Genomic DNA, 18,488 nt, shown 5'->3' with positions numbered 1-18,488 from the left:
GGAACTCGACGGCGGGCGGTCAGCCGCGCAGGCCGAGCAGCGGGAGGATCTGCGAGAGGTCCTGGCGGTCTACCACGACGTCGGCCTCCGCGCGCACCCGCGGCTTGGCGTTGAACGCGACCGCGAGACCGGCGATCGACATCATCCGCAGATCGTTGGCCCCGTCGCCGATAGCGACCGTGCGGGAGAGCGGGATGCCCGCATCCGCCGCCCACTCGGTGAGCGCCGTCGCTTTGGCGTCGGCGTCGACCACATGACCGACGAGACCGCCGGTGAGTGCTCCATCCACGACCTCCAGCCGGTTCGCGCGCCACTGGTCGAGGCCCAGCCGGCGACCCAGCGGGTCGAGCGTCTCGTGGAAGCCCCCTGAGACGACACCGACGAACCCTCCGGCGGCGTGCACGCCGGCGATCAGCTCCGGCACACCGTCGGTGACTCGGATGCGCTCACCCACACGGGCGAAGACCTCGGCGGGAAGACCGGCGAGGGTCTTGACGCGTTCGCGCAGGCTCTGCTCGAAGTCGAGCTCGCCGCGCATGGCCCGCTCGGTGATGTCGGCGACCTCCGTGCGGGCGCCGGCCTCCTCGGCGAGCAGCTCGATGACCTCGTCGTGGATGAGCGTCGAGTCGGCGTCGAGGACCACCAGGAAGCGGGGGGATGTCCGATTGTGTCCGCTGACCGTCATGGAACGACGTGCACTCCTTTGCCGACGACGGTGAGGCCGCTGTCGGTGACGGTGAACCCGCGGGCCCGGTCGCGTTCCGGGTCGACGCCGATCGTCGCGCCCTCGGCGACGACCACGTCTTTGTCGAGGATGGCGCGGCGCACGACGGCGTTGGGATCGATGACCGCCCGCTCGAACACGACGGAGTCCACGACCTTGGCGCCGGAGTCGACCTTCGCCCACGGGCCGAGGACGCTCCGCTCCAGGTGAGCGCCCGAGATGACGGAGCCCAGCGAGACGATCGAGTCGACGGTCGACCCGAGTGCCCCGCGCCCGTCGCGGACGATCTTCGCCGGAGGCGAGTTGAGCACCTGGCTGAAGATCGGCCACTCGCGGTTGTACAGATTGAAGACCGGCAGGGCCGAGATCAAGTCTTGGTGCGCCTCGAAGAAGGAGTCGATCGTTCCCACGTCGCGCCAGTAGTAACGGTCGCGGTCGGTGGACCCCGGCACGTCGTTGCGGTTGAAGTCGTAGACGCCGGCCTCGCCGCGGTCGACGAAGTCGGGGATGATGTCGCCGCCCATGTCGTGGTTCGAGTCGGGGCGGTCGCCGTCGCGCACCACGGCGTCGATGAGCGCGTCGGCGTCGAACACGTAGTTGCCCATCGAGGCGAGCACCTCGTCGGGGGAGTCGGGCAGGCCCGCCGGGTCGGACGGCTTCTCGAGGAACGCGGCGATGCGGTCCGGATGCGCGGGGTCGACCTCGATGACGCCGAACTGATCGGCGAGGCTGATCGGCTGCCGGATGGCCGCGACGGTCGCGGGGGCGCCGGACGCGATGTGGGCCTCGATCATCTGGCCGAAGTCCATGCGGTACACGTGGTCGGCTCCGACCACGGCCACGATGTCGGGCTTCTCGTCGCGGAGCAGGTTGAGGCTCTGCAGGATCGCGTCGGCCGAGCCGCTGAACCAGCGCTTGCCGAGCCGCTGCTGGGCGGGCACCGAGGCGATGTACGAGTTGAGCATCCCGTCGAGCCGCCAGGTCTGCGACACGTGGCGGTCGAGGCTGTGCGACTTGTACTGCGTGAGGACGACGATCTGGCGGAGCCGGGAATTGATCAGGTTGGACAATGCGAAGTCGATGAGGCGGTACTGGCCACCGAAGGGCACCGCGGGCTTGGCGCGGTCGGCCGTGAGCGGCATCAAGCGCTTCCCTTCGCCACCCGCGAGAACTATGCCGAAGATCTTCTTGCTTGCCATAGGCACCACAGTAGAGGCAACACGAGTGGTGTACTAGCGTTCAGGTCATGCGCGTTGACCTTCTGACCCGTGAGTACCCGCCGGAGATCTACGGCGGCGCCGGGGTCCATGTGACCGAGTTGGTGCGCGCCCTCCGGGCCGACACCGAGGTGATCGTGCGCTGTTTCGGCGCCCCCCGAGACGAGGCCGACACGGTCGGCTACCGGGTCCCGGAGGAGCTCCAGGGCGCCAACGGCTCGCTCACGACGCTCGGCGTCGACCTGCAGATGGCTCAGGATGCCGGCGGAGCAGACCTGGTGCACTCGCACACCTGGTACGCGAACGCGGCCGGCCATCTCGCGAAGCTGCTGCACGGCATCCCGCACGTGGTCACCGCGCACAGTCTGGAGCCGCTGCGGCCGTGGAAGGCCGAGCAGCTCGGCGGCGGCTACCGCGTGTCCAGCTGGATCGAGAAGACGGCGTTCGAGGGTGCGGACCGCGTGATCGCGGTGAGCGAGGGGATGCGCCGCGACATCCTGGCGTCGTACCCCGCCCTCGATCCCGAGAAGGTCACCGTCGTCTACAACGGCATCGACCTGGAGCGCTGGAAGCCGCTGCACGACGACGAGCGAGCGCGCGCGCTGGGAATCGACCCGTCGCGCCCGGCCGTCGTCTTCGTCGGCCGGATCACACGTCAGAAGGGTCTGCCGTATCTGCTGCGGGCCGCCCGGCTGCTGCCGAAGGACGTGCAGGTGATCCTCTGCGCAGGAGCGCCGGACACTCCGGAGATCATGGCCGAGGTCACGCGCGGTGTCGAGGCGCTGCAGGCCGAGCGCGACGGCGTGGTGTGGATCGACCGCCTGCTCTCGCAGGAGGAGCTGCGGATCGCGCTCACGGCATCCACGGTGTTCGTGTGCCCATCGATCTACGAGCCCCTCGGGATCGTGAACCTGGAGGCCATGGCCTGCGGGCTGCCGGTCGTCGGAACGGCCACCGGGGGAATCCCCGAGGTGATCGTCGAGGGCGTGACGGGGCGGCTGGTGCCGATCGAGCAGGCCGCAGACGGCACGGGGACGCCCACGAATCCCGACGCGTTCGTCGCCGAGCTGGCGGCCGCCCTGATCGACGTCGTGAACGACCCGGAGCGCGCCGCGCTGATGGGCGCTGCGGGCCGGTTGCGGGCCGAGACGTCGTTCGGCTGGGCCTCCATCGCGGAGCAGACACGGGAGATCTACCGGTCACTCGTGAGCTGACGACGCCGCTAGGCTAGAGGTCATGGCCAGCGTTCTCAAGCTCGAAGATGTGTCCGTCGTCCGTGATGGGAATACGATTCTCGACTCGGTCAACTGGACCATCGAGCCGGACGAACGCTGGGTCGTGCTCGGGCCGAACGGCGCCGGAAAAACCACGCTGTTGCAGATCGCGGCAGCCGCGATGCACCCCACGTCCGGGCACGCGACCGTGCTCGGCGAGCCGATCGGGCACAGCGACCTCGCGGAGCTGCGACCGCGCCTCGGCTTCGCGTCGAGCGCGCTGGCCCGCCGCATCCCGCGCAACGAGAAGGTGCTCGACGTGGTCATGACCGCCGCCTACGCGGTCACCGGCCGCTGGAACGAGGAGTACGAGGAGATCGACGAGCGTCGTGCTCGCCGCGTGCTCGCCGAGTGGCACCTCGACCACCTGGCCGAGCGCACCTTCGGCCACCTCAGCGACGGCGAGCAGAAGCGGGTGCAGATCGCCCGGGCCGTGATGACCGACCCGGAGATCCTGCTGCTCGACGAGCCGGCCGCCAGCCTCGACCTCGGAGGCCGCGAAGAGCTGCTGCAGCTGCTCGGCGGCTTCGCCAGCGATCCGCGCTCTCCCGCCATCGTCATGGTCACCCATCACGTCGAGGAGATCCCGCTCGGATTCGGGCATGCACTGCTGCTGAAGAACGGCGGCGTCTCGGCCCAGGGCACGGTCGACAACGTGATCACGTCCGAGCGACTGAGCGACACGTTCGGCATCGAAGTCGACCTCATCGAGCAGGGCGGGCGCTACACCGCGCGCGCTCGACAGGCCGTCGCCGAGTAGAGACCGTAATCCCGCCGAGCATCTGCTAAACTCGGTAGCTGGCCGTCGAGCCCCTTGACTCGCGCCACTATGCTTCCCGTCCTGGCTGAGCCTGGACACGACCAACACACACTACGCAACAAGGAAGTCCTCATGAAGACTGGCATCCACCCCGACTACGCTCCGGTAGTTTTCCGCGACCTGGCCTCGGGTGCGACGTTCCTCACCCGTTCCACGGTGTCGAGCGACAAGACCATCGAGTGGGAAGACGGCAACACCTACCCGGTGATCGACGTCGAGATCTCCTCCGCCTCGCACCCGTTCTACACGGGCAAGCAGCGCATCCTCGACTCGGCCGGTCGCGTCGAGAAGTTCAACTCGCGCTACAAGAACTTCGGCAAGTAGTCACTACTTCGCACGACGAACGGCCCTCGCCTCACGGCGGGGGCCGTTCTCGTTGCCCCGTCGTCGGTCCCGCGCCCGTATGCTGACTGCGTGGGGAACACGGGGGTTGCCGAGGGGTCGGCGGGGGCACGACGCTGGAAGCCCATCGGGATCGCCGTCGGAGCGGTCGGCGCGCACGTGCTCGTAGCCGGCATCCTGATCGTCGTCGTGCTGATCAGCGCCGACCGGGTCGCGGGTCACGGTGTGAGCGCCGACGCTCTCTACACCCTCGGCCCCGGACCGGTGAACGCCGCCTATGGTGCGTGCATCCCGATCCTGTTCGGAGCGACGGGCGCCTGGGTCCTGATCCTGAGCCCGCGCCGCCGCTTCGCGTGGGTCGCACCCGTCGTCGGCATCGTCCTCAGTGTCGTGCTCTGCGTGGCCTCCATCACGACGTTCCAGGTCCCGAGAAGCACGCCCGGCGGTGTCGGCGAGGGTGGCGGAGTGTCGGAGGACGGCGGCATACTCAGGAGGATCTGATGGAAGGGGACACCACCATGACCAACCTGCCGACACCCATCGACCCGCCTCAGCTTCATCACAGCCCCGCCTTCGCCCACGGCATGATTCTTCCTGCCGGACCGACGCTGTACGTCGGCGGACAGAACGGGACAGACTCCGACGGCGCGCTCCTCGAGGGGCTCGAGGCGCAGACGGAGCAGGCGCTGCGCAACGTGCTCGCCGTGCTGGCCGAGGCCGGGACGGGCCCGGAGCAGGTCGCCAAGCTGACGATCTACCTCGCTGCCGGAATCGACCCCGGCGAGGCGTACGCTGCGACCCGCACGGTCTGGGGCGACCACCGCACGGCCGTGACCGTCTTGGCCGTCACGCCGGCCCGCCCGGGCGCCCTCGTCGAGATCGAAGCAGTGGCCTCGCTTCCCGCCGATTGAGCGACCGCCGGCAGCAGATCAGGGAGCGCCGTCAGTTGGTGCTGTACTGGTAGCCGACGCTCGCTGCGATCGCAATGAAGATGATCGTGATGATGATGCCGAGAACGATCTCGGCGAAGCCGATGATGATGCCGGCGATCGCGAAGCCGCGGCCCTGTTCGCCGGTCTTCTTGATCTGGGAGAGGGCGACGAAGCCCAGGATGACTCCGACCAGTGAGATGAAGAACGACAGGATGAAGGCGACGATCGCCATCGTGTTGTAGCCGGGCTGCTGACCTGGCTGATACTGCGGAGCGCCGGGCGCGGGCTGATACTGCGGCTGCTGGGGCTGCTGCGGAGGCAGGTCTGGTGTGCTCATGCGCCGACTCTAGCGGCGCGGGCGTGCCTGGCGGAACCCTCCACCAGAGGGTCAGCGCACCGGCCAGGTGCCGGACGTGGTGAAGGCGGGGTCGCGTTCGCGACGCATGTAGGCCTGGAAGTCGTCGGCCTGCTCCTGGCACCAGGCGATCTGCAGGCGGTGCAGCTCGGCGGCCTCGAGGGCGAGCGCTTCGGTGTGCACGCGGGCGAGTGCCTGGGCGACGCGACCGGCCGCGATCGCATCCGCTCCTGCATCGTGGGCGTCGGTGAGGTCGACGCCGTAGTGCAGGGCGGTGACCTCGAGGGTGCGCTTGCCGCGGCGGTACTTGTCGACGGCCTTGTCGATCACGAGCGGGTCGATGATCGGCCCGGGGGAGACGAGGGGCGTGATGCCGTGACGGTGCGCCTCGCGGTCGAGCAGGGTGAAGTCGTACGGCGCGTTGTAGGCCACGACGGGGACACCGCGGTTGAAGAGCTCCCGCAGGGCGGCGACGATCTCGGCGACGGCGCGTGCAGCGGGCATCCCGGATGCTCGAGCGTGCTCAGTCGTGATGCCATGCACGGCGGTGGCGCCGGCGGGGATCTCGACGCCCGGGTCGACGAGCCAGTCGCGGCGCCGGGCGACCTGACCGGTGTGGTCGAGGAGACCGACATGAGCCGAGACGACCCGGGCGGATTCGACGTCGATCCCCGTGGTCTCGAGATCGAAGACGCCCAGTTCGTCGTGCCAGTTGCTCATGGATCAAGCGTAGGAGGCACCACCGTCATCGGACGGCGTTCGCCCGGCGCGTCAGCTGTGCCGCGGCTCGATGTGCAGCCAGTAGAAGTTCTGCGTCCCGAGGGTGAGGGTGAACCGGCCGTCTTCGGCGACCGTCGGGAACTCCGCGCCGCCGAACATGTCGTACAGCGTGCTGCCCGCGAACTCGGGCGCCTCCAGCGAGACGGAGACCGGGTTGTGTGCGAACGAGAACACGCAGAGCACGTCCTCCGGCTGGTCGCCGAAGTGCGTGCCGCTGCCCTCGTAGGAGCGCACGAACGCCAGCACGGACTCGTGATTGGTCTGCAGGACGCGGATGGAACCGAGGCCGAAGACGGGGTGCGCCTTGCGGACGTGGATGACGTTGCGGATCCAGTGCAGGAGCGACCGCGACTGCGCGAGCTGCGCCTCGACGTTGACCTGGTTGTAGTGGTAGACCAGCGACTGCACGACGGGGAGGAACAGCTTTCCCGGGTCGGCGGTCGAGAACCCGGCGTTGCGGTCGGGCGTCCACTGCATGGGCGTGCGGGAGCTGTCGCGGTCGGGCAGCCAGATGTTGTCGCCCATCCCGACTTCGTCGCCGTAGTAGAGGAACGGGCTCCCCGGCAGCGAGAAGAGCAGGGCGTGGGCCAGTTCGAGCTCGGCGCGCGAATTGTCGAGCAGGGGGGCGAGGCGGCGGCGGATGCCGATGTTGGCGCGCATCCGCGGGTCGTAGGCGTACCAGCCGTACATCGCCTGCCGGTACTCCTCGCTCACCATCTCGAGCGTGAGCTCGTCGTGGTTGCGCAGGAACACGCCCCAGCCGGCGCCCTCGGGGATGTCGGTGGTCTCGGAGAGCACCCGGATGAGCTCGGCCGCCTGCTGCGAGCGGAGGGCGTAGAAGATGCGCGGCATCACGGGGAAGTCGAACGCCATGTGGCATTCGGGCTCCTCCTCGGTGCCGAAGAACGCGGCGACCTCACGAGGCCACTGGTTGGCCTCTGCGACCATCACGCGCCCCGGGTAGTCGCGGTCGACCATCGAACGCAACTGCTTGATGAAGTCGTGGGTCTTCGGCTCGCCCTCGCCGTTGCCCTCGTCGGACTCGTACAGGTAGGGGATCGCGTCGAGCCGGAAGCCGTCGACGCCCAGGTCGAGCCAGAACCGGACGATGTCGAACATCGCCTCGTGGACGGCCGGGTTCTCGAAGTTGAGGTCGGGCTGGTGCGAGAAGAAGCGGTGGAAGTAGAACTGGCGACGCGCCTCGTCGAACGCCCAGTTGGAGTCCTCCGTGTCGACGAAGATGATGCGGATGTCCGGCCACTTGTCGTCGGTGTCGTTCCACACGTAGAAGTCGCCGTACGGCCCCTCGGGATCGGAGCGCGACTGCTGGAACCACTCGTGCTGATCGGAGGTGTGGTTCATCGGCAGGTCGATGATGATGCGCATGTTGCGCTCGTGCGCCTTGGTGACGAGGTCTTTGAACTCGTCGATCGTGCCGAACTCGGGGAGGATCGCCCGGAAGTCGGAGACGTCGTATCCGCCGTCGCGCAGCGGCGACTGGAAGAACGGCGGAAGCCAGAGGGCGTCGATGCCGAGCCACTGCAGGTAGTCGAGTTTTGAGGTGAGTCCGGCGATGTCGCCGGAGCCGTCGCCGTTGCTGTCGACGAACGACCGCACCATGACTTCGTAGAACACCGAGCGTCGGTACCACGCAGGGTCGAGGGTGAGCCCGGGGAGCGTGATGGGCGCAGTGAAACTCACGGTTCTCCTTCTGGCACGGTGGCCGACTGCAAGCGATTACAACCAGATGAGTCTAGGTGCTGGCGATGGTGGCCTGTCCAGTCCCGGCGGTCGATTGCCGGAAGCGTCCAGCAGCGCTGCCTAGACTGGTCTGCGATGATCCCCCTCACACGGTATGCAGCTTCACCTTACGCCGACGCGCTCGGACGTATACCCGTGCGCGCTGCCGAGCTGTCCGTGCTGGGCGGCGTCACCCGCTACTGGGACTACGGCGATCCGCACGCCGGCACTACGATCGTGCTCGTCCACGGCTTCCGCGGCGACCACCACGGCCTCGAGCCGGTGGTCGCCAGCCTGGGGAGCGCCCGCATCGTCTCGCCCGACCTCCCGGGCTTCGGCGAGTCCGACCCGCTCGGCGAGGCCGCCCACGACATCGACGGCTACGCACGGTGGCTGCGGGCGTTCGTCGCCGGCCTCGGCATCGAGGGGCGTCTGGTGATCCTCGGCCACTCGTTCGGCTCGATCGTGGTCGCGGCGACCCTCGCGGGTCACGACGTTCCGGATGCTCTGGAGCCCGCCGCCGTCATCCTGGTGAACCCGATCGGTCAGCCCGCTCTCGAAGGCCCGCGCGGTGTGTTCACCCGGCTCGCGATCTTCTACTACTGGCTGGCCGCCGTGCTCCCCGAGAGGCTCGGCTTCTGGCTCCTCCGCAACGGCCTGATCGTGCGCGTGATGAGCATCACGATGGCGAAGACCAAGCAGAAGGGCCTCCGGCGCTGGATCCACGACCAGCACGACCGCTACTTCAGCGCGTTCAGCGACCGACAGGTGGTGCTGGAGGCGTTCAAGGCCTCGGTGTCGCACGATGTGAGCGAGTACGCGCCGGGCATCCCGGAGCGCACGTTGCTGATCGCCGCCGAGAAGGACGACATCACGCCGGTGGCCGCCGAGTACCGGTTGCAGACGCTGTTCCCGGATGCCCGGCTGATCGTGATCCCCGGTGTCGGCCACCTCATCCACTACGAGACCCCGGGCCAGGCCGCGAGCGCCATCGAGGAGTTCCTCGCGGAGGGCGCCCGATGAGGATCGTGTTCGACTGCCGCTACACGCGGATCGGACGGCACGACGGGATCAGCCGCTACACGGCCGGCCTCGTCACGGCCCTCGCGAAGCGTCACGCCGTCACGATGCTGATCAGCGACCACCGGCAGCTGGAGATGCTCCCCGACCTGCCGTGGGAGATCGTCAGCTCTCCGACGAGCGCGGCGGAGCCGTGGGTGGCCCGCACGGTCAACCGGCTGCGGCCCGACGTCGTGTTCACCCCGATGCAGACCATGGGCGGCTGGGGCCGTCGGTACCGGCTGGTGCTGACGGTGCACGACCTCATCTATTACCGCAACCGCACGCCGCCGCGCGACCTGCCCGCGCCCATCCGGTTGCTGTGGCGGTTGTACCACCTGGCCTGGTGGCCGCAGCGGATGCTCCTCAACCGGTCGGATGCGGTGGTCACGGTGTCGAACACCACCAAGCAGCTCATCGCGGAGCACCACCTCACGAAGCGGCCGGTGCACGTGGTGCCGAACGCGGCGGACATGCCCGCCATCTCCGAGGAGCGCGCGTCGCGCACCGCGCCCGAGAGCAAGAGCCTCGTGTACATGGGCTCGTTCATGCCGTACAAGAACGTGGAGACGCTGGTGCGGGCGGCCGCTCTGCTGCCCGACTACGAGCTGCACCTGATGAGCCGCATCACCGATGCCGAGCGCGAACGTCTCACCGCGGTCGCCCCGTCGGCGCGCGTGGTGTTCCACAACGGGGCCAGCGACGCCGACTACGCCGAGACGCTGGCGCGGGCGACCGCGCTGGTGACGGCGTCGCTCGACGAGGGCTTCGGCATCCCGCTGGTGGAGTCGATGACGCTGGGGACGCCGGTCGTCGTCAGCGACATCCCGATCTTCCGTGAGATCGGCGGGGACGCGGCGCTGTACTTCACCCCCCACGGAGCGGACGAGTTGGCGGCGCGCATCCGACAGCTCGAAGAGGACGGGGTGTGGGCCGCTCGCTCTGCCGCCTCGCGTGCGGAGGCGGCCCGTTTCACCTGGGACGCGTCGGCCGAGCACCTGATGACCGTGCTCACCGCGGCGGTCGCCCGCGCCCGGCGCAAGCTCGACTAGCGTCCCACCGGCTCCCTCCGGCTGCCTCGACGCCGTCCGGTCAGAGGACGGAGGCGGTGAAGAGGTCGCGGTCCTCCGGCTTCAGGTTGAAGCGGTCGAGGGTGAGCGTGCCGTCGTCGTAGACGAACTCGTGCACGGAGCCGTTCGGGATGACCTCGCCGGGGCCCGGCAGCGCGTGGCCGGTCACGTGACGCACCAGAGAGCCGATCACCCCGCCGTGGCTGACGACGATGATCGACTCGCCCGGATGCTTCTCGCCGAGGTCCAGCAGCGCCGGCAGCGCGCGCTCCACCACGGCGTCGCGCGACTCGCGTCCCGGGACGGGCGTGCCCTCCGGCCAGCGTGCCAGGATCTCCGAGCCGGTCAGACCTTCTGCCTCGCCGTACCGCCGCTCGGCCACCGCCTCCAGCGGCAGCGGAGTGTCGAGCCCCGTGTGTCTCGCGATGATGCTGGCTGTCTCGTTCGCCCGGCTCAGCGGGCTCGCGTAGATGGCGTCATAGCTCCCGCCGGCCAGGGCGCGGCCGGTGGACTCGGCCTGTTCGCGGCCCGTGTCGTTCAGCGGGATGTCGCTCGACCCCTGGATGCGCTTCGAGAGGTTCCAGTCGGTCTGACCGTGCCGAACGAGGGAGATCCGGGTCACGCGCGTCCTTTCGTCGCAGGACGCGCGGAGGTCAGCCGAGCCGCCTGGCGAGTTCGACCAGGGTTTCCGTGGTCCCGGCGTCCAGCTTAACCGCAGCGCGCGTGTCGCCTTTGGTCACGCCCCGGTTGACGATCACGATGGGGAGCCGCCGACGGCGTGCCTCCTCCAGCAGACGGATGCCCGAGTTGACGACCAGCGACGAGCCGGCGATCAGGAGGGCATCCGAAGACCGCACCAGGGCGCTCGCCTCACGGTACTTCTCGGCCGGGATGAACTCGCCGAAGAAGACGACGTCGGGCTTCAGCCGGCCGCCGCACACCGTGCAGTCCGGAATCACGAACGCGTCGATGTCGGTGACGATCGCGTCGCCGTCGGGCGCGATCTCCACGGCGCCGTCGCCGTCGAGCCACGGATTGGCCGCATCGATGCGCGCCGAGACGCTCTCGCGGGCGAAGACCTGGCCGCACGTGAGGCAGAGCACGCGGTCCATCGCGCCGTGCAGGTCGACCACCTTGCGGGAGCCCGCCTGCTTGTGGAGACCGTCGACGTTCTGCGTGATCACGCCGTTCGCCGCCCCGGACGCCTCGAGGTCGGCGATCGCCCGGTGCCCCGCGTTCGGAGCTGCCGCGGCGAACCGGCGGTAGCCGAGGTGGCTGCCCGCCCAGTAGCGCTTGCGGAAGCTGTCGTCGGAGAGGAACTGCTGGAACGTCATGGGCGTGCGCTTGGGCGCGCCCTCCCCGCGGTAGTCGGGGATGCCCGAGTCGGTGCTCACCCCTGCGCCGGTGAGCATCGCGAACCGCCGGCCGGAGAGCAGGTCGACCGCTCGGTCGATCCCGCTCGCGAGGTCAGGCGGGACCTCGGTCGTGAACGCAGCCATCGACACCTCCAGGAACAGCTTGCACTGAGTCTAAACACGGGAGTTTTCCGAATTGTTTCCAGCTACTGGCAATCTGGATGCTGCACTCCCGAAGAAAGGCGGCCCCCGTGCGCATCCACCGCATCACCGATCTGAGCGACGAGGGCCTCGCCGACTACTCGCGACTCACGGATGTCGCCCTCCGCCGCGTGAGCGAGCCGGCGGGCGGTCTCTACATCGCCGAGTCGACCAAGGTCATCACGCGGGCCCTCGCTGCGGGCCACACCCCGCGGTCGGTGCTGCTCCAGGAGCAGTGGCTGGCCGACATCGAGCCGTTGCTCGCCGGGTTCGCCGACGTGCCGGTGTTCGTGGGGGAGAGCGCCGTGCTGGAGGAGCTGACCGGATACCACCTGCACCGGGGCGCCCTCGCGGCGATGCACCGGCCGGAGCTGCCCGCTGTGACCGAGCTGCTCAGGGACGCGAGGCGCGTCGTGGTCCTCGAGGACATCGTCGACCACACGAACGTCGGGGCCATCTTCCGCTCGGTCGCCGGGCTCGGGGCTGACGCCGTGCTGATCAGCCCGCGGTGCGCCGACCCGCTCTACCGCCGGAGCGTGCGGGTGAGCATGGGCACGGTGCTGCAGGTGCCCTGGACGCGCATCCCGGAGTGGGATTCCGCGGCGCCCATCCTGCACGACGCCGGCTTCGAGATCGCCGCGCTCGCCCTGGCGGAAGGCGCTGTGTCGCTCGACGACTATGCGGCCGACCCGCCCGAGCGCGTGGCGATGGTGCTGGGCTCCGAAGGCGACGGTCTCAGCCGCCGGGCGCTGGCGGCAGCGGACCGGGTCGTGACGATCCCGATGCTGCACGGGGTCGACTCGCTCAACGTGGCCTCCGCCAGCGCCGTGGCACTCTGGGCGCTGCGGGCGCGTTCTCAGGCATCGCCTGAGTAGCCCACCGTAGAATCTTCGGGTGCACGATCAGCCCCGCAGAGTCTCCCGTCAGGTGTATCGCCGACGCCGGATGGTCGTCTTCAGCCTTCTCAGCGTCGTGCTGGTGGGCATCCTGTACGTCTCCGGGTCGCTGTTCGCGCCCGTACCGGCCACCGCGGCCGTCACGGAGCACGAGGCGAGCATCGCGCAGCCGAAAGCCGCGCTGACCTGGCCGGGCTGGGGTGCGAGCGGGATCACGGCTCCGGACTATCCGGGCGCCACCGAATACCACGGGTCGTCGGCGAGCGTCCCCATCGCGAGCGTGACCAAGACGATCACGGCGCTCGTGGTGCTCGACAAGAAGCCGATCGCATCCGGTCAGAACGGACCGACGATCTCGTTCACCCAGAAAGACGTCGACATCTGGAACCAGGTGATCGCCGAGGGCGGGTCGTGGGCGCCGGCGGTCGCCGGAACGTCGATGTCGGAGAAGCAGGCGCTCGAGGCGATGCTGCTGCCGTCGGCCAACAACTACGCCATCTCGCTGACGAACTGGGCGTTCGGCTCGAGTCGCGCGTTCGTCAAGGCGGCCAACGCCTGGCTCGCCGCGCACAAGTTCACCGGCAGCAAGCTCGACAGCCCCGACGGGCTGACGCCGGGCAGCGTCAGCACGACGAAAGACCTCATCGGCATCGGAAAGCTGGCGCTCGCGAATCCGGTGCTGTCGGCCATCGTGTCGCAGAAGAGCGTCAGCCTGCCCGGGGCCGGCAAGCAGGACAACACCAACACGCTCCTGGGCGTGGGCGGAATCGACGGGATCAAGACCGGCAACACCGACCAGGCGGGCAACTGCCTGCTGTTCTCCGCCCAGGTGACCGTCGGTCAGAGCAAAGTCCGCGTGATCGGGGTCGTGCTCGGCGCCCCCACCCACGACGACCTGTGGGCCGGGGTGAAGACCCTCCTGAACAGCATGACGAACGGCTTCCACGAGGTCGACGCGTCGAAGGCGGGCCGGGCGTACGGCACCTACACGACGCCGTGGGGCGCGAAGTCGACCCTGGTGTCGACGGCGACGAAGATGTTCGTCGTGTGGTCGGACACCCCGATCCAGGTCTCGATGCAGACGCGACCGGTTCAGTCGGGGGAGAAGGGCGAGGTGGTCGGTCAGGTGCGCTTCACGCTGAACGGCACGACGCAGACGGCGCAGCTGGCCCTCGCCAAGGCGATTCCCGACCCCGGTCTCTGGTGGCGGCTCGCGCATCCGGGTGGGCTCGGCGCGTAGCCGGATGCTCGGCGGGCCGGCGTCAGTCCTCGGAGCGCAGGAGGAACGGCACCGCATCGGGACGCTTCGCCGTGATGCGATCGCCGGACGACTGGTGCCGGATGCGCCGGATGACCCATGGAACCAGGTATTCGCGCGCCCAGGACAGATCCTCCGAGCGGGCGCGACGCCAGGTGTGCGGCGGAAGGGGCTCCGGCTGGAGCGGCTGCAGGTCGTTCTCCACGTTGAGGGCGGCGAGGACCATGCGCGCCACGGTGTGGTGACCGAGGGGCGCGAGGTGCAGGCGGTCGGGCGCCCACATCCGAGAGTCCTGGATGCCGGTGAGCGACCACTGGTCGGCGACGATGCAGTCGTACCGGGCGGCGATGGCGCGCACGTTCTCGTTGTAGATGGCCACCTTGCCGCGAATGCCTCGGAACACCGGGGAGAAGCCGACGTCGACGCCGGTGAACACGACGACCGTCGCGCCGTCGGAGGCGAGCCGGCGCACGGCCTGATCGAAGTACAGAGCGATCTGGTCGGGGTCGGTGCCGGGACGGATCACATCGTTGCCGCCCGCCGAGATCGTGATCAGGTCGGGGCGCAGGGCGAGGGCGGGCTCCACCTGCTCCTCGAGGATCTGCTTGATGAGCTTGCCCCGCACCGCGAGATTGGCGTAGGCGAAGTCGTCGGTCTGCCGGCTGAGCACCTCGGCCACACGATCCGCCCACCCGCGGTGACCGCCGGGGCTGCGCGGCTCCGGGTCGCCGATCCCTTCGGTGAACGAGTCGCCCAGGGCGACGTAGCGGGACCAGGGATGCTGAACTTCGGCCATGTCTCCATTCTGCACACCGGCCGGAGGCCGGCAAATCGCGCGGCACGCCCGGGCGTCGCGACGGGTCGGCGGTTTGTCAGCGGCAGGCGGTAAATTCGATACACGTGGAAACGCCGACCTCACCCCCTGAACCCGATCGTCCGGGCGCGCGCGCGGGTACCTTCGCGGCGGAACATCTCTCTCCCTCCTTCCCGGAGCGCGCCGCCTGGGGCACGGCCGAGAAGCTCCGTGCGTGGCAGGCGGAGGCGCTCGACGTCTACTTCCAGAACGAACCGCGCGACTTCCTCGCCGCGGCGACACCGGGCGCCGGCAAGACCACCTTCGCGCTGAGGCTCGCCACCGAACTGCTCGCCCGTCGGGTGGTCGAGCGGGTGACCGTCGTCGCCCCGACCGAGCACCTCAAGCGGCAGTGGGCAGAGGCGGCGGAGCGCGTCGGACTCCACCTCGACCCCGAGTTCAAGAACTCCGACGGGAGGTACGCGCGGCACTTCAAAGGCGTGGCCGTCACGTATGCCCAGGTCGCGATGCGGCCCAAGCTGCACAAGGACATCACCGAGAACTACCGCACCCTGGTCATCCTCGACGAGGTGCATCACGGCGGCGACGCGCTCAGCTGGGGGGACGGCATCCGGGATGCGTTCGAGCGGGCCACGCGCCGGCTCTCGCTCACCGGAACCCCGTTCCGCTCCGACACCGCGCCCATCCCGTTCGTGACCTATCTGCCAGACGAGCACGGCATCCGCACGTCGCTGACCGACTACAACTACGGCTACGGCCGCGCGCTCGAAGACGGTGTCGTCCGGCCGGTGATCTTCATGGTCTACGCCGGCCACATGCGCTGGCGCACCAAGGCCGGCGACGAGATGGAGGCGCGGCTCGGCGAGGGCAACACCAAAGACATCACCTCGCAGGCGTGGCGCACCGCCCTCGATCCGAGTGGCGAATGGATCCCGGCGGTGCTGAACGCGGCGAACCGGCGCCTCACCGAGGTGCGCAACGCGATTCCGGATGCCGGCGGCCTGGTCATCGCCACCGACCACTACACGGCGCGCGCCTACGCCGACCTGCTGGAGCAGATCTCCGGCGAGCCGGTGACGGTCGTCCTCTCCGACGAGAAGGAGGCCAGCGACCGGATCGCGGACTTCTCGAACGGGACGTCCCGCTGGATGGTCGCCGTGCGCATGGTGTCCGAGGGTGTCGACGTGCCCCGGCTCGCGGTCGGGGTGTACGCGACGAGTGCGTCGACGCCCCTGTTCTTCGCGCAGGCGATCGGCCGCTTCGTCCGTGCCAGGCGCCGCGGCGAGACGGCGTCGGTGTTCCTGCCGAACGTGCCCAGTCTCATGGCCCTCGCGAACGCGCTCGAACTGGAGCGCGACCATGCGCTCGACCGGCAGAGCGAGGAGAACGCCGAAGGCGACCTCTTCAACCCCGAAGACGCGATGATGGCCGAGGCCAACCGTGACGAGAAGGCGTCGGAGGCCCTCAACGAGCTGTTCGCGTTCGAGGCGCTCGGCTCGGAGGCGAACTTCGACCGGGTCCTCTACGACGGCCAGGAGTTCGGCAGCTTCGCGGTGCCGGGCAGTGACGAAGAGCACGACTTCATCGGCCTGCCGGGCATCCTGGAGCCGGAGCAGGTGCACGAGCTGTTGAAACAGCGGCAACAGCGCCAGGCGCGGCGCACATCGTCGCGTCCCGCTACGGCCGAGGGGCATCCGCCGGCGCCGCTGTACCGCAACCTCAAGGAGCAGCGGACTCTCCTGAACAGCCTGGTCGGCCTCTACTCGAAGAACACGGGCGAGGCGCACGGCCTGATCCACGCCGAGCTGCGCCGGGTCTGTGGTGGACCGGCCGTCGCTCAGGCGAGCGTCACCCAGCTGCAGTCGCGCATCGACTTCCTGCGCAAGCGCCTCGGCCGCCCGCTCGTCTGATGGCGTGCCGGGCCGTGGGGGTGCGAAAAGGGCCTCATCCGGCGAGAATGCGGCACCTTTCGCACCTCCGGCGCAGGTCGTTCGCAGCGCGCACGTTCGGTGAGCCTGTCCTTGGTGGTGCGCGATCGACAGAAGTGCTGTGCTTGAGGCATGACTGACGCTGCAGATGGCGAGACGTTCGCTCCGGGGCAGCACCCGGAGGAACCGCACCGCGAAGGACTCGCCCAACGATTGAATTGGCTGCGCGCCGGCGTGCTCGGCGCGAACGACGGCATCGTCTCGGTCGCCGCCGTCGCGGTGGGTGTCGCGGGCGCCACCACGGCGATCGCCCCCATCCTCACCGCCGGTCTCGCCGCACTGGTCGGCGGGGCGATCTCGATGGCGCTTGGCGAGTACGTCTCGGTGAGCAGCCAGCGGGACAGCGAGCATGCGCTGATCGCGAAAGAGCGGCGCGAGCTCGCCGAGATGCCGGAGCAGGAGCTGGAAGAGCTCACCGGCCTGTACGTGGCGAAGGGCTTGAGCCGCGAGACCGCCCAGAAGGTCGCCGTCGAGCTCACCGACCACGATGTGCTGGCCGCGCACCTGTCCGCCGAGCTCGGCATCGACCAGAACGACGTCGTCAGCCCGTGGCATGCCGCACTCGCATCCGCGGTCGCGTTCATGATCGGCGGCATCCTGCCCCTCATCCCGATGCTGCTGCTGCCGGCGGCCGCGCGGGTGCCCGTCACCTTCGTCGTGGTGCTCGTCGCTCTGGCGATCACCGGATGGGTGGCCGCCTACATCGGGGGCAGCTCACGCGGGCGTGCGACCCTGCGCGTGGTGATCGGCGGAGCGCTCGCCCTCATCGCGACCTTCGCGATCGGCGCGCTGCTCGGCACGACGGGCGTGGTCTAGGAGGAGACTGGCCTCGACGTGCGTGTTGTGCGGGTTCGAAGGGAGTGGTCGTGAAAGACAAAGAGGAGATCGTCTCCAATTGGCTGCCCCGCTACACCGGCACGCCGCTCGAGGACTTCGGCGACCACATCCTCCTCACCAACTTCGGCGACTACGTCGAACGGTTCGCGAGCTGGAACGGCGTGAAGGTGCGCGGGGCGGACCGGGCGATGCCGAATGCCACGGCCGATGGCATCACGATGATCAACTTCGGGATGGGCAGCCCCAACGCGGCGACGGTGATGGACCTGCTGAGCGCGGTGTCGCCTCAGGCCGTGCTGTTCCTCGGCAAATGCGGCGGCGTGAAGAAGAAGAATTCGATCGGCGACCTGGTGCTGCCGATCGCGGCCATCCGCGGTGAAGGGACGTCGAACGACTACCTGCCGCCCGAGGTCCCTGCGCTGCCAGCCTTCCAGTTGCAGCGCGGCGTCTCCACGACCATCCGGGACCTCGGCCACGACTACTGGACGGGAACGGTCTACACGACCAACCGCCGGGTCTGGGAGCACGACGACGCGTTCAAGACGTACCTGCGGCGCACCCGGTGCATGGCGGTCGACATGGAGACGGCGACCATCTTCGCGGCCGGCTTCGCCAACCGGATCCCGTGCGGGGCACTGCTGCTCGTGTCCGACCAGCCGATGGTGCCCGAGGGTGTGAAGACCGAGGCGAGCGACCGCAGCGTGACGGCCGAGTTCGTCGACCTGCACATCCGGGTCGGAGTCGAGTCGCTCAAGCTCGTGCGGCGCAACGGCCGGAGCGTACGGCACCTGCGCTTCGAAGACGAGTAGGCGGGTAGCCGGCGTCG

Annotated in this window: 20 protein-coding genes; 12 read left to right on the top strand and 8 right to left on the bottom strand. The window is 69.0% G+C overall.

Annotation, left to right across the window (positions count from 1 at the left end; genetic code table 11):
• Nucleotides 1–19 precede the first annotated feature (19 nt).
• Both serB and ACFVV5_RS04460 read right to left on the bottom strand, forming a co-directional pair.
• Nucleotides 20–685 (bottom strand): phosphoserine phosphatase SerB, encoded by a 666-nt coding sequence (gene serB / locus ACFVV5_RS04465; protein WP_387239566.1) that lies wholly within the window; start codon nucleotides 683–685, stop codon nucleotides 20–22.
• Nucleotides 682–1,923, bottom strand: coding sequence for a glucose-1-phosphate adenylyltransferase (locus ACFVV5_RS04460; protein WP_387239564.1), 1,242 nt, complete (start codon nucleotides 1,921–1,923; stop codon nucleotides 682–684). Before ACFVV5_RS04460 ends, serB begins: the two co-directional genes overlap by 4 nt.
• A gap of 47 nt (nucleotides 1,924–1,970) precedes the next feature.
• Between ACFVV5_RS04460 and glgA the strand changes: the two genes are divergently transcribed.
• From glgA to ACFVV5_RS04435, 5 genes are all read left to right on the top strand, one after another.
• Nucleotides 1,971–3,155, top strand: a complete 1,185-nt coding sequence (glgA, locus tag ACFVV5_RS04455; protein WP_387239561.1) for a glycogen synthase — start codon at nucleotides 1,971–1,973, stop codon at nucleotides 3,153–3,155.
• A gap of 22 nt (nucleotides 3,156–3,177) precedes the next feature.
• Nucleotides 3,178–3,975, top strand: coding sequence for an ABC transporter ATP-binding protein (locus tag ACFVV5_RS04450; protein WP_387239558.1), 798 nt, complete (start codon nucleotides 3,178–3,180; stop codon nucleotides 3,973–3,975).
• A 132-nt stretch (nucleotides 3,976–4,107) separates the two neighbouring features.
• Complete coding sequence (locus tag ACFVV5_RS04445) at nucleotides 4,108–4,359, top strand: type B 50S ribosomal protein L31 (RefSeq protein WP_387239555.1); 252 nt, start codon at nucleotides 4,108–4,110, stop codon at nucleotides 4,357–4,359.
• 90 nt (nucleotides 4,360–4,449) lie between these two features.
• Nucleotides 4,450–4,878 (top strand): hypothetical protein, encoded by a 429-nt coding sequence (locus tag ACFVV5_RS04440; protein WP_387239552.1) that lies wholly within the window; start codon nucleotides 4,450–4,452, stop codon nucleotides 4,876–4,878.
• Nucleotides 4,878–5,288 carry a RidA family protein gene (locus ACFVV5_RS04435; protein WP_387239549.1) on the top strand — a complete coding sequence of 137 codons (411 nt, stop codon included), beginning with the start codon at nucleotides 4,878–4,880 and terminating at the stop codon, nucleotides 5,286–5,288. Before ACFVV5_RS04440 ends, ACFVV5_RS04435 begins: the two co-directional genes overlap by 1 nt.
• A gap of 31 nt (nucleotides 5,289–5,319) precedes the next feature.
• On the opposite strand, the gene ACFVV5_RS04430 is transcribed toward ACFVV5_RS04435, so the two are convergent.
• Genes ACFVV5_RS04430 through treS form a run of 3 tightly spaced genes read right to left on the bottom strand, consistent with a single transcriptional unit; the run spans nucleotide 5,320 to nucleotide 8,145 of the window.
• The gene (locus ACFVV5_RS04430; RefSeq protein ID WP_387239547.1) at nucleotides 5,320–5,646 is read right to left on the bottom strand and encodes a DUF4190 domain-containing protein; all 327 of its coding nucleotides are present in this window, start codon (nucleotides 5,644–5,646) and stop codon (nucleotides 5,320–5,322) included.
• A 51-nt stretch (nucleotides 5,647–5,697) separates the two neighbouring features.
• Nucleotides 5,698–6,384 (bottom strand): exonuclease domain-containing protein, encoded by a 687-nt coding sequence (locus ACFVV5_RS04425; RefSeq protein ID WP_387239544.1) that lies wholly within the window; start codon nucleotides 6,382–6,384, stop codon nucleotides 5,698–5,700.
• A 51-nt stretch (nucleotides 6,385–6,435) separates the two neighbouring features.
• Nucleotides 6,436–8,145 (bottom strand): maltose alpha-D-glucosyltransferase, encoded by a 1,710-nt coding sequence (gene treS, locus ACFVV5_RS04420; RefSeq protein ID WP_387239541.1) that lies wholly within the window; start codon nucleotides 8,143–8,145, stop codon nucleotides 6,436–6,438.
• Between the two features lie 135 nt (nucleotides 8,146–8,280).
• On the opposite strand from treS, the gene ACFVV5_RS04415 reads away from it, so the two are divergent.
• Together ACFVV5_RS04415 and ACFVV5_RS04410 are read left to right on the top strand one after the other, a co-directional pair.
• Complete coding sequence (locus ACFVV5_RS04415; RefSeq protein ID WP_387239538.1) at nucleotides 8,281–9,207, top strand: alpha/beta fold hydrolase; 927 nt, start codon at nucleotides 8,281–8,283, stop codon at nucleotides 9,205–9,207.
• Nucleotides 9,204–10,295, top strand: coding sequence for a glycosyltransferase family 4 protein (locus ACFVV5_RS04410; protein ID WP_387239535.1), 1,092 nt, complete (start codon nucleotides 9,204–9,206; stop codon nucleotides 10,293–10,295). The genes ACFVV5_RS04415 and ACFVV5_RS04410 overlap by 4 nt, the downstream gene beginning before the upstream one ends.
• 40 nt (nucleotides 10,296–10,335) lie before the next feature.
• On the opposite strand, the gene ACFVV5_RS04405 is transcribed toward ACFVV5_RS04410, so the two are convergent.
• The gene (locus tag ACFVV5_RS04405) at nucleotides 10,336–10,935 is read right to left on the bottom strand and encodes a histidine phosphatase family protein (protein ID WP_387239532.1); all 600 of its coding nucleotides are present in this window, start codon (nucleotides 10,933–10,935) and stop codon (nucleotides 10,336–10,338) included.
• Between the two features lie 31 nt (nucleotides 10,936–10,966).
• Nucleotides 10,967–11,812 carry a Sir2 family NAD-dependent protein deacetylase gene (locus tag ACFVV5_RS04400; protein ID WP_387239530.1) on the bottom strand — a complete coding sequence of 282 codons (846 nt, stop codon included), beginning with the start codon at nucleotides 11,810–11,812 and terminating at the stop codon, nucleotides 10,967–10,969.
• A gap of 107 nt (nucleotides 11,813–11,919) precedes the next feature.
• Between ACFVV5_RS04400 and ACFVV5_RS04395 the strand changes: the two genes are divergently transcribed.
• Together ACFVV5_RS04395 and ACFVV5_RS04390 are read left to right on the top strand one after the other, a co-directional pair.
• A complete protein-coding gene (locus tag ACFVV5_RS04395; protein ID WP_387239527.1) occupies nucleotides 11,920–12,744 on the top strand; it encodes a TrmH family RNA methyltransferase in 825 nt (274 codons plus the stop codon).
• A 19-nt stretch (nucleotides 12,745–12,763) separates the two neighbouring features.
• The gene (locus ACFVV5_RS04390; RefSeq protein WP_387239523.1) at nucleotides 12,764–14,005 is read left to right on the top strand and encodes a D-alanyl-D-alanine carboxypeptidase family protein; all 1,242 of its coding nucleotides are present in this window, start codon (nucleotides 12,764–12,766) and stop codon (nucleotides 14,003–14,005) included.
• A gap of 22 nt (nucleotides 14,006–14,027) precedes the next feature.
• Here the strand turns inward: ACFVV5_RS04390 and ACFVV5_RS04385 are convergent, their stop codons facing one another.
• Entirely contained in the window at nucleotides 14,028–14,819 is a 792-nt protein-coding gene (locus ACFVV5_RS04385) for an SGNH/GDSL hydrolase family protein (RefSeq protein WP_387239520.1), read from the bottom strand.
• A 104-nt stretch (nucleotides 14,820–14,923) separates the two neighbouring features.
• Here ACFVV5_RS04385 and ACFVV5_RS04380 point away from each other — a divergent pair, with 104 nt between their 5' ends.
• From ACFVV5_RS04380 to ACFVV5_RS04370, 3 genes are all read left to right on the top strand, one after another.
• Nucleotides 14,924–16,747 carry a DEAD/DEAH box helicase gene (locus tag ACFVV5_RS04380; protein ID WP_387239517.1) on the top strand — a complete coding sequence of 608 codons (1,824 nt, stop codon included), beginning with the start codon at nucleotides 14,924–14,926 and terminating at the stop codon, nucleotides 16,745–16,747.
• 150 nt (nucleotides 16,748–16,897) lie between these two features.
• Complete coding sequence (locus ACFVV5_RS04375) at nucleotides 16,898–17,641, top strand: VIT family protein (protein ID WP_387239514.1); 744 nt, start codon at nucleotides 16,898–16,900, stop codon at nucleotides 17,639–17,641.
• A 50-nt stretch (nucleotides 17,642–17,691) separates the two neighbouring features.
• Nucleotides 17,692–18,471, top strand: coding sequence for an AMP nucleosidase (locus tag ACFVV5_RS04370; RefSeq protein ID WP_387239511.1), 780 nt, complete (start codon nucleotides 17,692–17,694; stop codon nucleotides 18,469–18,471).
• Nucleotides 18,472–18,488: the final 17 nt, after the last annotated feature.

The sequence above is a fragment of the Leifsonia sp. NPDC058248 genome (assembly GCF_042881905.1).
In the GTDB taxonomy this organism is placed as follows: Bacteria; Actinomycetota; Actinomycetes; order Actinomycetales; family Microbacteriaceae; genus Leifsonia.
Note: the sequence above shows the minus strand (reverse complement) of the source record. Positions and strands in the feature narration are given on the sequence as shown.